Source organism: Kribbella sp. VKM Ac-2566, from assembly GCF_004366005.1.
Classification (GTDB): Bacteria; Actinomycetota; Actinomycetes; order Propionibacteriales; family Kribbellaceae; genus Kribbella; species Kribbella pratensis.
In genome coordinates this window covers 360,386-372,854 of sequence record NZ_SODT01000014.1, presented here as the reverse complement: position 1 = coordinate 372,854, position 12,469 = coordinate 360,386, and the positions used below count along the sequence as shown (strand labels likewise).

At 68.6% G+C, this 12,469-nt stretch carries 11 protein-coding genes; 3 read left to right on the top strand and 8 right to left on the bottom strand.

Annotation, left to right across the window (positions count from 1 at the left end; genetic code table 11):
* Positions 1-46: 46 nt before the first annotated feature.
* On the top strand, positions 47-1,642 hold the full coding sequence (locus EV647_RS42275; protein WP_166680505.1) for a hypothetical protein: 1,596 nt from the start codon (positions 47-49) through the stop codon (positions 1,640-1,642).
* 83 nt (positions 1,643-1,725) lie between these two features.
* Here EV647_RS42275 and EV647_RS35665 read toward each other — a convergent pair whose 3' ends face one another.
* Together EV647_RS35665 and EV647_RS35660 are read right to left on the bottom strand one after the other, a co-directional pair.
* Positions 1,726-2,691, bottom strand: coding sequence for an electron transfer flavoprotein subunit alpha/FixB family protein (locus EV647_RS35665; protein ID WP_134011009.1), 966 nt, complete (start codon positions 2,689-2,691; stop codon positions 1,726-1,728).
* A 17-nt stretch (positions 2,692-2,708) separates the two neighbouring features.
* Entirely contained in the window at positions 2,709-3,491 is a 783-nt protein-coding gene (locus EV647_RS35660) for an electron transfer flavoprotein subunit beta/FixA family protein (protein ID WP_134011007.1), read from the bottom strand.
* 119 nt (positions 3,492-3,610) lie between these two features.
* Between EV647_RS35660 and EV647_RS35655 the strand changes: the two genes are divergently transcribed.
* A complete protein-coding gene (locus EV647_RS35655) occupies positions 3,611-4,336 on the top strand; it encodes a bifunctional 2-polyprenyl-6-hydroxyphenol methylase/3-demethylubiquinol 3-O-methyltransferase UbiG (protein ID WP_134011005.1) in 726 nt (241 codons plus the stop codon).
* Here the strand turns inward: EV647_RS35655 and EV647_RS35650 are convergent.
* The 6 genes from EV647_RS35650 to EV647_RS35625 form a co-directional block, all read right to left on the bottom strand.
* Positions 4,323-5,429: a hypothetical protein gene (locus tag EV647_RS35650; RefSeq protein WP_134011003.1), complete on the bottom strand. Its 1,107-nt coding sequence runs from the start codon at positions 5,427-5,429 to the stop codon at positions 4,323-4,325. The genes EV647_RS35655 and EV647_RS35650 overlap by 14 nt on opposite strands.
* A 21-nt stretch (positions 5,430-5,450) precedes the next feature.
* Positions 5,451-6,296, bottom strand: a complete 846-nt coding sequence (locus EV647_RS35645) for an acyltransferase (RefSeq protein ID WP_134011001.1) — start codon at positions 6,294-6,296, stop codon at positions 5,451-5,453.
* A 9-nt stretch (positions 6,297-6,305) separates the two neighbouring features.
* Positions 6,306-7,250, bottom strand: a complete 945-nt coding sequence (locus tag EV647_RS35640) for a class I SAM-dependent methyltransferase (RefSeq protein ID WP_134010999.1) — start codon at positions 7,248-7,250, stop codon at positions 6,306-6,308.
* Positions 7,250-8,029 carry an enoyl-CoA hydratase/isomerase family protein gene (locus EV647_RS35635; protein ID WP_134010997.1) on the bottom strand — a complete coding sequence of 260 codons (780 nt, stop codon included), beginning with the start codon at positions 8,027-8,029 and terminating at the stop codon, positions 7,250-7,252. Before EV647_RS35635 ends, EV647_RS35640 begins: the two co-directional genes overlap by 1 nt.
* Before the next feature lie 77 nt (positions 8,030-8,106).
* A complete protein-coding gene (locus EV647_RS35630) occupies positions 8,107-9,150 on the bottom strand; it encodes a Gfo/Idh/MocA family protein (protein WP_134010995.1) in 1,044 nt (347 codons plus the stop codon).
* Positions 9,147-10,169 (bottom strand): Gfo/Idh/MocA family protein, encoded by a 1,023-nt coding sequence (locus EV647_RS35625; protein ID WP_134010993.1) that lies wholly within the window; start codon positions 10,167-10,169, stop codon positions 9,147-9,149. The genes EV647_RS35630 and EV647_RS35625 overlap by 4 nt, the downstream gene beginning before the upstream one ends.
* Before the next feature lie 201 nt (positions 10,170-10,370).
* On the opposite strand from EV647_RS35625, the gene glgX reads away from it, so the two are divergent.
* Positions 10,371-12,410 (top strand): glycogen debranching protein GlgX, encoded by a 2,040-nt coding sequence (gene glgX, locus EV647_RS35620; protein ID WP_370344660.1) that lies wholly within the window; start codon positions 10,371-10,373, stop codon positions 12,408-12,410.
* The last annotated feature ends 59 nt before the right edge of the window (positions 12,411-12,469 follow it).

Genomic DNA, 12,469 nt, shown 5'->3' with positions numbered 1-12,469 from the left:
CAATCCTTCCGGAGAGCAATGTTCTGGTGGAGCGGAAGGCGGAAGCATGAGCGACTGGTGGACTGAACGCAAGCAGAACCAGCAGCTCTCCAACTTGGAGAGCGAGATGTCGTATGCGCGCCAGGAGGCCTCCAGTCTCCGGTCCCAGCTGTCCCGGATCCAGGGCAGCCTACAGAGCCGCGTGGACAGCATGTCTCGCGCTTTCGACGCCTTCGTCGAGCTTTCCGATCTCCGCCACGAGACGGCCGGTTTCGTTGCCGCCGCGGAACTCCGCCGCTACGCCACCCGGGTCCTCTCCGCAATGGCGTCGGGCACCGAGCTACCGGAGCCCGTTGCGCCCGTCGCCCGGTACTGGTTGAGCCCCGCCACCCAAGCGCTGATCTCCCTGCACGCCTCCACGCCGGACGAGCAGGCGATCAGTGCGGCGATGGAGCTCGACCAGCGCCGTACGTCGATCTACCTGTCGCTGGCGTTGGCGGTGCTCGGTCAGCGGCACCAGGTGCAGAACGAGTGGCTGGACGTCGCGTTCGGCGTACCGGCCGCGGACGGGACGCTGACCCGGGTACAGCGGGTGCTGTGGACTACAGCTGCGCGTGGGGGCTTCGGGGCCGACGGTCTGGAGCTCGTGGTGAAGCGGCTGCAATCGGCGGCGTCGCCCGACGGCGGGTGGCTGTCGCGGCTCGAGATCCGCGGCAGCTCGAGCCGCTCGAACGGCCCGCGTCTCAAGGCGACCGAGGAGCAGGACGAGGCGGCGTACCGCTTGAGCCGGATCCGCAACGCCGTCGAGACGATCCTCGGCAACACCGAGGCCCGCGAGCCCGACCCCGACCTGAACTACCCGGAGACCCGAAAGACCGACAGCACCCCGGACGACACCAAGTCGTCCCGTCGCGGTGCCAAGGCGTCCGCCGAGGCCGAGAAGGAGCCCGAGGACAGTGCCGCCGCCATGCTGCGGCTGCTGATCTCCGAAGGCAGCGAGCCGGAGCGCGAGACGCTGGCTCGCATCGCTGTACTGCGTGCACGCGTGAGCGGAGCGGCCGAGTCGGAAGCGCAGACGCTCGACGACTCGGCCGGCACGGTCGACGCGCTGCTCACCGAGGACCTCGGCCTGTCCTCCGATCCGCACCTGGCGACCGCCGCCCTGCGCGTCGTCGGCCCGTTGGTCCTGCCCGCGGTCGAGACCGTGGCGCGGACCGCCGAGCTACCGGCCCCGTCGGAGGTCTCCATCGAGAGCGGCGTACACACGATCACCGTCCGCGCCGACGGACCCGACCAGCTCGAGCTCGGCAAGGCGACGTCATCGCTCACCGCGTCCGCCGGCGTCACGACCACCGGACAGCGCGCCACTCCGATCGCGCTCCTGGTCGGCGGCGCGGTGGTGGCGATCGGGCTCGGGTTGCTCCTGCACTGGTTCTGGATCGTGGTCGGCCTGGTCGTGATGGCCTTCGGCCTCAACAGCTACGTCAAGCTGCGGGGCGCCGTCAACGCCGACAAGACCCGAGCCGCCGGAGAGGTAACCACCCTCAACGAACGCTGCGCAACAACCGCCACAGCACTCGCGACCTACCTCAACAACACCGACGCCCGAAAAGCCGCCATCGCGGAAGACCTAGCCACCATCCGCCACCAACTAACCACCTGAGCCAACAGATCCGCCCACACCAGGCGCAGATGGGACAGCCCGGCTCGGGCGGGTGCCGGGCCGGGCTGTTGGCGGGGTGTGGCTCAGGACTTGCGCTTGGTGACTTCTTCGGTGGCGGTGGGGAGGACCTTGTGGAGGTCGCCGACCACGCCGAAGTCGACCAGCTCGAAGATCGGGGCCTCGGGGTCCTTGTTGACCGCGACGATCGTCTTCGAGGTCTGCATGCCGGCCCGGTGCTGGATCGCGCCGGAGATACCGGCCGCGACGTACAGCTGCGGCGACACGGTCTTGCCGGTCTGGCCGACCTGGTAGGCGTGCGGGTACCAGCCCGAGTCCACCGCCGCACGCGACGCACCGACAGCGGCGCCGAGCGAGTCGGCGAAGGCCTCGATCGGGCCGAAGTCACCGCCCGTACCGCGGCCACCGGACACGATGATCGCGGCCTCGGTCAGCTCCGGACGACCCGTCGCCTCCCGCGGCTTCGACTCCACGATCCGCGCCGTCTTCGCGGCGTCGGAGATCGTGACGTCGAACTCCTCCACCTCCGGCGAGGTCTCGGCGGCCTCGGGAGTGGCGGCGTTCGGCTTGACCGTGATGATCGGCGTGCCGTGCGTGACCTTCGCCCGCACGGTGAAGTTGCCCGCGAACACCGACTGCGTCGTCACCGCGCCACCGTCGGCCGCGACGACGTCGACGGCGTCGGTGATCAGGCCAGAGTCAAGCTTGACCGCGAGCCGGGCCGCGATCTCCTTGCCCTCGGCGTTCGACGAGATCAGGATCGCCGACGGCTCGATCTTCGCCGCGACCTGCGCCAGCGCCTCGGCCTTGGGAGCGACCAGGAACTGCGTGAGCTCCGGGTTCGACAACGCGATCACCTTCGTCGCGCCGTACTGCCCCAGAGCCGGCAGCGCCGCCTGCACATCACTGACACCCTCACCGACGAACACCGCGACCGGCTCGCCGAGCCGGCGGGCGATCGTGAGGAGCTCGGCGGTCGTCTTGCGGACCGCGCCCGCGGTGTGGTCAACGAGAACCAGAACGTTCGACATAACTAGACCCGCACCCCTCAGAGGAACTTGTTCGTGGACAGGAACTCGACCAGGCCGGCGGCGCCGCTACCGTCCTCGTCGGTGACGATCGTGCCGGCGGTCCGCGGCGGACGGGCGGTCACCTCGACCACCTCGGTCCACGCCGACGAGCCGCCCACCTGCTCCGGCGTCAGCTCGAGGTCGGCCAGCGACCAGGTCTCGACCGGCTTCTTCTTCGCGGCCATGATCCCCTTGAACGACGGGTACCGCGGCTCGTTCGCCTGGTCCGACACCGACAGCACCAGCGGCAGCGTGCCCTCGATGGTCTCGCTCGCGGTGTCGCCGTCACGGCGGATCCGCACGGTCTGCCCGTCGACGGTCACCTCCGAGCCCAGCGTCACAGCCGGCAGGCCGAGCCGCTCCGACACCATCGCCGGAACGACACCCATGCCGCCGTCGGTCGACCCCATGCCGAACACGACCAGGTCCGCTTCCAGCTTGGCCAGCGCCTTGGACAGGATCAGCGAGGTGGCGACCGCGTCCGAACCGTGGATCGCGTCGTCGAGAACGTGGACACCGGCGTCGGCGCCCATCTGCAGGCCCTTCTTCACCGCGTCGGCCGCCTGCTCGGGGCCGACCGTGAGAACGGTCACCTCGGCGTCGCCGGCCTCCTTCACGGTCAGGGCGGTCTCGACGGCGTACTCGTCCAGCTCGGACAGCAGCCCGTCGACACCCGCACGGTCCACCGTGTTGTCCTCCGGACGGAAGCGGCGGTCCGCGGTGGCATCCGGCACGAACTTCGCGCAGACGACGATCTTCATAGCGTGTGGGACCCCTTCTGGTTAACGGTCTCTGCCAAGCCTGCCACGGATGTTACTCGCGAGAAACATAACTGCGATGCGAGTCCCATCACAGTCTCGTGGACGACTAGTCTGAGTCAGTGACCGAGACGTTACCGCTGACCGGTGAGAGGACCGCGCCCGGGATCTGGCACGAGAACTATTGGTTCGCGCGCCATGATGCCGCCTATCGCTGGATCACGGCCCACCTGCCGATCGGGACCGGTCGCGTCCTCGACGCCGGCTGCGGCGAGGGCTACGGCGCGGAACTGCTCCGACTCGCCGGGGCGAGCCCGGTCACCGGTCTCGACTATGAAGATACGACGTTGCGGCACGTCCGCCGCGTTTATCCACAGGTCGATGTCGCGCGCGGCAATCTCGTGCAGACGCCCTTCGCGGACGACGCTTTCGAGATGGTGACCTCACTGCAGACGATCGAGCACCTCTGGGAACAGCCGCGGTTCGTCGCCGAGTGCGCGCGCGTTCTCGCCCCCGGCGGAACGCTGGTCCTGAGTACGCCGAACCGCCTGACCTTCCCGACCGGGAACTGGTACCACACGCGCGAACTCACCGCCGCCGAGTTCATCGAACTCCTCGAGCCGCACTTCGAGATCACGCAGGCACTCGGGCTCCACCACGGCGAACGGCTGACGTCCTGGGAGACGCAGTACGGATCCTGTGTCGACGCGCAGCTCGCCGCCGGGCACGACCAGTGGGACGACAACCTGGCCGCGCTCGTGCGCAGTACGACGTACGCCGACTTCGAGATCCGCCCAGGAAACCTGGACGAATCTCTGGATCTCGTCCTGGTTGCTACGGCCGGATGATGCGTTCGAGGATCTTGCCGGCGATCAGGTAGACGAGCGCCGCGATCCCCCAGTTGACCAGCAGGGTGTTCTTCGCGGTCTCCAGCCGGAACAGATCCTTGAACGGGCCGACCAGATCGTGACCGCGCTCCAGGATCCAGCGCACGATCTCGTTGCTCTGGTTGGTCTGGTCGAGCGCGGTGAACAGCGCACCGAGCGCCAGCACCGCGGCCGCGAGCACCGCGGCCAGCCAGATCAGCGACGCGATCAGGTTGCGCAGCTTCCGGACACCGGAACCGACCGAGGTCAGCGCCTGCTTGCCCACCCCGGACGCGCCGCCCTTCGAAGCCGGTTTGTTGCCCGAGGCACCGGTCGGTTTCGCGGCAGGCTTGCCCGCCCCAGCGCCTGTACCAGTGCCCGCACCAGTGGCCGCCGCAGCCGGCACCTTGTCAGTGGCACCCGTCCCGGCATCCTTCGAGGCTTCCTTCGAAGCATCGTCCGGCCGACCGGGCGCGGCCTCCTCCGAGGCGGCCGCATCCGCTGCCGGGGCCTCGGCCGCCGCCTTCTCCCGGGCCCGCTGCTCCGCCACGATCTCCGCCGCCGTCTTCGGCCGGGCAGTCTTCGTCGCGGTCGCCGCACCCGAAGCGCCGGTGCCGGCCTCGGCGGCAGGAGTGGTGTCTGCCTTCTCGGCTTTCAACTCAGCCTTCTCGTCCTGCGTACCCACGTCGTCCATCTCCTCAGCCGGGGTCCGTTCCTCGTCCGTGGCCGCTGCGGTCACGTCGGTCGCTGTGGTCACTGTGGCCGGCGGTCTCCTACGCCGGCTGACCGGGACCGGGCGTGGCGACAACCGGCGGCGCGCGCCCGCAACCGGTGCCGCCGCCGTACTGCCGTCTACTGCTTCCGGGTTCACGCTGCTGTTCACGCCCATGTCTGACTCGTTCGTTTCAAGCACTGGTTCCAACGTAGCGCTGCCGGCGACCACTGGCTCTGCCACGATCGGCACCGGGTCGACCGCGCGGGTCCTCGCCTGCGTGATCGAGTTGTCGGCCGCGGCCTGGTCGAGCGGCGACCGGGCGGCCGGATCGGCCGGGCCAATCGCGGCTGGGTCAGCCACGCTACTTCTCCTCTCCGATGCTCATCCGGTCGTGGGCGTCCGACCGGATGTGGGGGCCATAGTGCCCGACTGGTGAGTAACTTGAGAACCCCTCACGCTCTCTTTTTCACCATCTGCTTCTACCTCATCACCACCCGCATCCCCCGGCGCCACGCTCTGGGTCGGCCCAGAGGAAGGCACAGTCGGGGTCTCACCGGACCTGAGCAGGCCGGCGGTCCGGGCGTTCGCCGCGGCCAGACCGGCCAGGTACTTGCGGCGTTCGGCATTGGCGGCGTACCGGGCGGTGCGGTCACCGAGGACCTTGGCCGGTACGCCGGCCGCGATCGCGTACGCCGGAATGTTGCCACGGGCAACACTGTTGGCGCCGATCACCGCGCCGCGGCCGATGTCGGCGCCCCGGGTGACCGTGACCTTGGTGGCCAGCCAGCAGTCCGGGCCGATCCGGACCGGCGACTTCACCAGGCCCTGGTCCTTGATCGGCAGGTCCAGGTCCTCGGTCTTGTGGTCGAAGTCGCAGATGTAGGTCCAATCGGCGATCAGCGTCGATGCGCCGATCTCCACGTCCAGGTAGCAGTTCACCGTGACGTCGCGGGCGAACACCACCTTGTCGCCGATCCGCAGCGTGCCCTCGTGCGCGCGCAGCCGGGTCTCGTCACCGAGATGCACCCATCTGCCGAGCACGATCCGCCCGTGACCGGGCCGCGCCACGATCTCCAGGTGCTTGCCGAGGAACACGAACCCCTCGGTGATCACCTGCGGGTGGCGCAGCTTGAACCAGGCGAACCGCCAGTAGCGCTTGAGGTAGTACGGCGTCCACGCCCGATGGCGCACCACCCAGCGCAGATTCGCCACGGACAGCAACCGCATCAGCACACCCTACTGCGCTACTCCGGTGATCGAGACGTTGTAGTACAGCTCGTCCGGTACGACGGCCGACAGCGCCTTGTCCACCTTGGACAGCTGCAGCCACGACTTGTACGCGAACATCCGCCATCCGAACCCGAGCTTCTGCTCCGGTACGGCGGCCTCGAACGTACGGATCGGCCACCCGACCCACGCCGCCAGCAACTCCTCCGTGACGGTCTTCACGTCCACCGCGCCGGCACGCGACGCCATCCGGGCCAGAGTGTCCGGGTCGAACGTGTGCAGGTCGACGACTGCCTCCAACGCCGCGGCCCGGGAGGACTCGTCGAGTTCCGCCTGCGGCCGCCGCCAGTGCGCGAGCGCCGGCAGCTTGGTCACGTTGGTGGTCGCCCACCAGGTGAAGCGGGACAGTCGCCGGGCCACGAAGTCGCCGTACCGTGTCGGCTCACCGCAGATCACGAAACGTCCGCCCGGCTTGAGGACCCGGAGCATCTCGCGGAACGCCAGCTCGACGTCCGGGATGTGGTGGATGACCGCGTGCCCGATGACGAGGTCGAACGTGTCGTCGTCGTACGGCAGTTTCTCGGCGTCCGCGACCTTGCCCTCGATCGCGAACCCGAGGGTCTTCGCGTTCTTCTTCGCGGCCTCGACCATGCCCGGCGAGAGGTCGGTGACGTGCGCCTCGTCGAGAACGCCGGCCAGCTTGAGGTTCAGCGTGAAGAAGCCGGTGCCGGCGCCGATCTCGAGCGTCTTGCCGTAGGGCCAGCCGCGAGTTCCGGCGACCGCGACGAAGCGGTCCCGGGCGTAGTCGACGCAGCGTTCGTCGTACGAGATCGACCACTTCTCGTCGTACGTCGACGCTTCCCAGTCGTGGTACAGCACCTGGGCGAGCTTGTTGTCGTTCCAGGCGGCCTCGATGTCTTCGGCAGAAGCAGCGGGCTTAGAAGTAGCAGACATCAGATTCCCTTGAACTCAGCTTTGCCAGGACCGTTCTCGACGAAGGACTTCATCCCGATCGCGCGGTCCTCGGTGGCGAACAGCGCCGCGAACTGCTGACGCTCGATTTCCAGCCCGGTGGTCAGGTCGACGCCCAGACCGGAGTCGATCGACTCCTTGGCCGCGCGCAGCGCCATCGCCGCGCCGCGGGAGAACTGGGACGCCCAGGCAACGGCCGCGTCGTACACCTCGGCGGCCCGGACCACCTTGTTGACCAGACCGATCCCGAGCGCCTCGTAGGCGTCGACGAACCGGCCCGTGTAGATCAGGTCCTTGGCCTTCGACGGGCCGACCAGGCGGGACAGCCGCTGGGTGCCGCCGGCGCCGGGGATGATGCCGAGCAGGATCTCCGGCTGGCCGAGCTTGGCGTCCTCGGCGGCGATCCGGTAGTCGGCGCAGAGCGCGAGCTCGCAGCCGCCGCCGAGGGCGTACCCGGTGATCGCGGCAACGGTCGGCTTCGGTATCGCGGCGACCGCGGTCAGCGAGGACTGCAGCGGACCGGAGCGCTTGGCCATGTCGGCGTACGACATGTCCGCCATCTCCTTGATGTCCGCGCCGGCCGCGAACACCCGCTCGCCGCCGTAGATGACCACGGCGCGTACGTCGTCGTTGGCCGCAGCCTCGAGCGCCGCGGCCCGGATCTCCTCCTGGACCTGGACGTTCAGCGCGTTCATCTTCGGCCGATCCAGCCGGATCGTGCCAACACCCTCACTCACGGTGAGGTTGACGAACTCGCCCATGGCGTCCACTCCTTACGGTTCCCGGGGCTTACCGGTCGGTCACATCCCCGGGAACCGTACCTGACAGGAGCAGGACCTTAAACATCCACCGCCTGGCCGGAGGCCGCCGAGCGGCGGGCCGCGTCGACGATCTTCAGCGTGCGGAGGCCGACAGCGCCGTCCGGCTGCGGTACGACGGCCGGCGCCTGGCCGGGCTGTGCCGGGCCGGAGGTGCGGACGGCGTCGAGGAACGTGTCGAGCAGTGACGCGTCCAGATTGCCGCCGATCGGGAGGAAGACCTCGCCCGCGGCATCCGTGCCGCCGATGTGCGCGACGAACGGCTCGATCTCCACGGACCCGTTGGTGCCGGTCACCTGCAGCGATACGCCGCCCCAGGTCGGACCGTTGTCCGGGACGCTCCACGAGCAGTCGATGGTTGCCAGCAGCCCGTTGTCGTAGTTGATCGTCACCAGACCGCCCGTCTCCACCTCCACACCCTTGTCCTGGTGCAGGATCCGGTTCGCAGCGGCGTACACGCGGGTGGCCGACGCGCCACCGGTGAGACCGTCGATCAGGTCCGCGCAGTGCACGGTGTGGTCGACCAGCGCTCCCCCACCGGCGAGTTTCGCGTCGGTGAACCACTGGCGGGCGGCGTAGGGGATCTTCCCGTTGTTGGTGCCGAGAATCGCGAACACGTCACCGAGCCGGCCGGCCTCGACGTTCGCCCGCAGTTGCGCGTACGCCGGCGCGAACCGGACCGGGTACGCGATCATCAGGATCGTCCCGGCCGCCTCGCACGCCGCGAGCATGGCCTCGCCGTCCGCGACCTCGGTCGCCAGCGGCTTCTCGCACAGCACATGCGCACCGACCGCAGCGGCGCGCTCGACCAGTTCGCGGTGGCCCGAGTTCTCGGACGTCACCACGACCGCGTCGGGTCCCCACGCGAACAGTTCGTCGTACGAATCGACGTACGGGATGCCGAACTGTGCGGCGAACTCGGCCCCACGCGGACCGGGGTCCGGCGCCCCGGCACCATCTGGATCGGCGGACAGTACGTCGATGTCCGGCAGCGACGCGAGCAGGTGCGCGTACGAACCCGCGTGGACGTGTGCGAACGAAGCGATCGCAACCTTCAAGCTCATGCCACTGCTCCCGTCGAGACGAAGGTCTTCATGTCGATCGGCTGACCGGACTCCATCGACGCGCGCGCCGCTTCGGCCAGGTAGACCGCGGTCGCACCGTCCGACGCGACAACGCGCGGCTCCGGTCCGCCCCGCAGGCCGATCGCCAGCTCCCGCAGCTGCGTCAGGTACGGGCTCTCGCCCAGAGCCGACTCGGGAATCAGCAGGTCGCCGGCAGTAGCGCCGTTCTGCAGCTCTTCCTTGTAGCCGGTGTCGGCGTCGGACTTGAACTTCAGTACGCCGCTCGAACCCGCGACCGAGAAGCCGGTCTGGAACGTCGTACCGGTCGCTCCCCAGGTCGCGCGGCAGTGGCTGATCGCACCGGACTCGTGCGTCAGCGTGACGTGAGCAGCCACGTTGACGGGACTGACACCGTCCACGGTCGGCGGGTTCTGTACGGCGTACACCGTGGTGACCTCGCCGCACAGCCAGCGCGCCTGGTCGAGGTCGTGCACCATCAGGTCCATGATCACGCCACCGGACCGGGCCACGTCGCGGTACCAGCCCGCACCGGCCGGCGAGGACGCCTGGCGGTAGAACCGCGCCACCGCGACCTCACCGATCCGCCCGGCCTGGATCGCGTCGTACGCCGCCTTGTACGCCGGGAACCACCGCACCACATGCGCCGGGTACAGCCGGACGCCGGCCGCCGCGGCCGCGTCGATCACCTCGTGCGAGTCGGACGCCGTGAGCGTCAGCGGCTTCTCGCAGATCACGTTCCTGCCCGCCTCGATCGCGGCCAGCGTGATCTCCTTGTGCGTCGCCGACGGCGTGACGATGTCGACGAACTCGACCGCGGCCAGCAGCTCCTCCCGCGACGCGACGACCTCCAGCCCGTACTTCTGTGCCAGTTCCTCCGCGCCTTCGAGTGAATAGACCAGGACCCGGGCGCCGACGGCCTTCCAGGACGCGGCGTGGATGCGCGAGATGTTGCCCGCGCCGATCAGACCGACGGTCAGACCGGCCAACTCTTCCGACATGTGTTCCCCTGGGGGTGGGTAAATTAGTAACGGTCCTTGCGTATCACTGCGCACAGGCGTTCGCAACTACCGTCTCACGAACACAACCACCTCACTATCGTGAACTGACGCCGTACTGTGCAGAATGACCCGGTGAAAGAAGCGACCGCCGCCCCGAGCGCTCCAGGCCAGTCCCCCGAGACCGGTCCGCGTCCAGGCGCAGTGGTCCAGACCGATGGGACCACTTTTACGCTCTGGGCTCCGGCCGCGGAACGGGTCGAGCTGGCCCTGATCGCCGACGACGGCAGCCAGCGGAACCTGGACCTCACGCACACCGGCGAGTTCTGGACGGGGTTCGTCCCGGGTGTCGGCGCCGGCCAGCGGTACGGGTACCGCGTGCACGGTCCGTTCGACCCGTCGCACGGTCTGCGCTTCAACCCGTCGATGCTGCTGCTCGACCCGTACGCACGGGCCGTGGACGGTTCGCTGGACTTCAACAGTCCGCTCGTCTACGACTCCTCCGACGGTGACTCGGCCGGGCATGTGCCGGTCGGCGTCGTGGTCGCCGACTCCGCGCCGCCGCCACCGATCAGCAAGCCGGTGCACTGGGGCGAGACGGTCATCTACGAGCTGCACACGAAGGGGTTCACGAAGCTGCATCCCGACGTACCCGAGCACCAGCGCGGCACGTACGCCGGTCTCGCGCATCCGTCGGTGATCAAGTATCTGACCGAGCTCGGCGTGACGTCGGTCGAACTGTTGCCGATCCACCACTTCCTCACCGAGCCGGCGATCGCAGCACGCGGCCTGCCGAACTACTGGGGCTACAACACGCTCGGTTTCTTCGCGCCGCACGCGCCGTACTCCTCGTCCGGTTCGCGCGGTGAGCAGGTGGCCGAGTTCAAGGCGATGGTCGCCGCGTTCCATGCCGCGGGCATCGAAGTGATCCTCGACGTGGTCTACAACCACACCGCCGAGGGCGGCTTCGACGGACCGACGCTGAGCTTCCGCGGCATCGACAACCGCGCGTACTACCGGCTGACCCACGGTGACGGTCATGGCGCCGCGATGTACGACGTGACCGGCACCGGCAACTCGGTCGACACCTCGCACCCGCACGTCCGGCAACTGGTGATGGACTCGCTGCGGTACTGGGTCGAGGAGATGGGCGTCGACGGGTTCCGGTTCGACCTCGCCGTCACGCTGGTGCGCAACGAGCGGCACGAGGTCGACATCCCCGACCACCCGTTCCTCGCCGAGGTCGCGGCCGATCCGGTGCTCGGCCGGGTGAAGCTGATCGCCGAGCCGTGGGACGTCGGCCCGTTCGGCTACCAGGTGGGCAACTTCGGGCCGCCGTGGTCGGAGTGGAACGGCAAGTTCCGTGACAGTGTCCGCGACGTCTGGCGCAACACCTCCGACGGCGTGAAGGACCTCGCCTACCGGCTCTCCGGGTCCAGCGACCTGTACGGCGACGACGGGCGCTACCCGTACGCGTCGATCAACTTCCTCACCGCGCACGACGGGTTCACGCTGCGGGACCTGGTCAGCTACGACCACAAGCACAACGAGGCGAACCACGAGGACAACCGGGACGGGACCGACGACAACCGGTCCTGGAACTGCGGTGTCGAGGGCGAGACCGACGACGCCGGCGTGATCGCGTTGCGCAAGCAGCAGATGGCGAACCTGATGTCCACGCTGATCCTGTCCACCGGCGTGCCGATGATCACCGCCGGAGACGAGTGCGGGCGGACGCAGCACGGCAACAACAACGCGTACTGCCAGGACAGTGAGATCTCCTGGTTCGACTGGTCGCTGCCGAGCACCTGGTCCGACCACCTCGAGCTGACCAAGAAACTGTTGGCCCTCCGCGCCGCGCATCCCGCCCTGCGGCAGTGGCACTACTTCTCCGGGCAGCCCGTCGTGTCCGGTGGCCGCAAAGACCTGTCGTGGATCGCTCCGCACGGCGGGGAGATGACCGACGCGGACTGGTTCGACGGGAACCTGCGGACGATCGGCATGTTCCTGCGCGGTGACGCGTTGCGGGCGACTGATGCGGAGGGCAACGCCCTGACCGACAGCTCGTTCCTGCTCGCGCTCAACGCTACGGCCGAGACGCGGAATGTCGTTGTACCGGATGCGTCGTGGGCGCCGGCGTACGAGGTGGTGCTGGACACCAGCAACAGCATGGTGACCGAGGTGGAGGCCGGTGCGACCGTGCCGCTCGGTCCACGCTGTTTGGTGCTGCTGCGCGCGCTCTGAGGTTGTTAACCTTCCGCCTGTACATTCGTCGGTCACCTGCTGTTCACCCCTGGGGGGAC

Coding starts and splice junctions, on each gene's coding strand:
- EV647_RS42275 (WP_166680505.1), top strand. CDS start 47: ATGAGCGACTGGTGGACTGAACGCAAGCAGAACCAGCAGCTCTCCAAC.
- EV647_RS35665 (WP_134011009.1), bottom strand. CDS start 2,691: ATGTCGAACGTTCTGGTTCTCGTTGACCACACCGCGGGCGCGGTCCGC.
- EV647_RS35660 (WP_134011007.1), bottom strand. CDS start 3,491: ATGAAGATCGTCGTCTGCGCGAAGTTCGTGCCGGATGCCACCGCGGAC.
- EV647_RS35645 (WP_134011001.1), bottom strand. CDS start 6,296: ATGCGGTTGCTGTCCGTGGCGAATCTGCGCTGGGTGGTGCGCCATCGG.
- EV647_RS35640 (WP_134010999.1), bottom strand. CDS start 7,250: ATGTCTGCTACTTCTAAGCCCGCTGCTTCTGCCGAAGACATCGAGGCC.
- EV647_RS35635 (WP_134010997.1), bottom strand. CDS start 8,029: ATGGGCGAGTTCGTCAACCTCACCGTGAGTGAGGGTGTTGGCACGATC.
- EV647_RS35630 (WP_134010995.1), bottom strand. CDS start 9,150: ATGAGCTTGAAGGTTGCGATCGCTTCGTTCGCACACGTCCACGCGGGT.
- EV647_RS35625 (WP_134010993.1), bottom strand. CDS start 10,169: ATGTCGGAAGAGTTGGCCGGTCTGACCGTCGGTCTGATCGGCGCGGGC.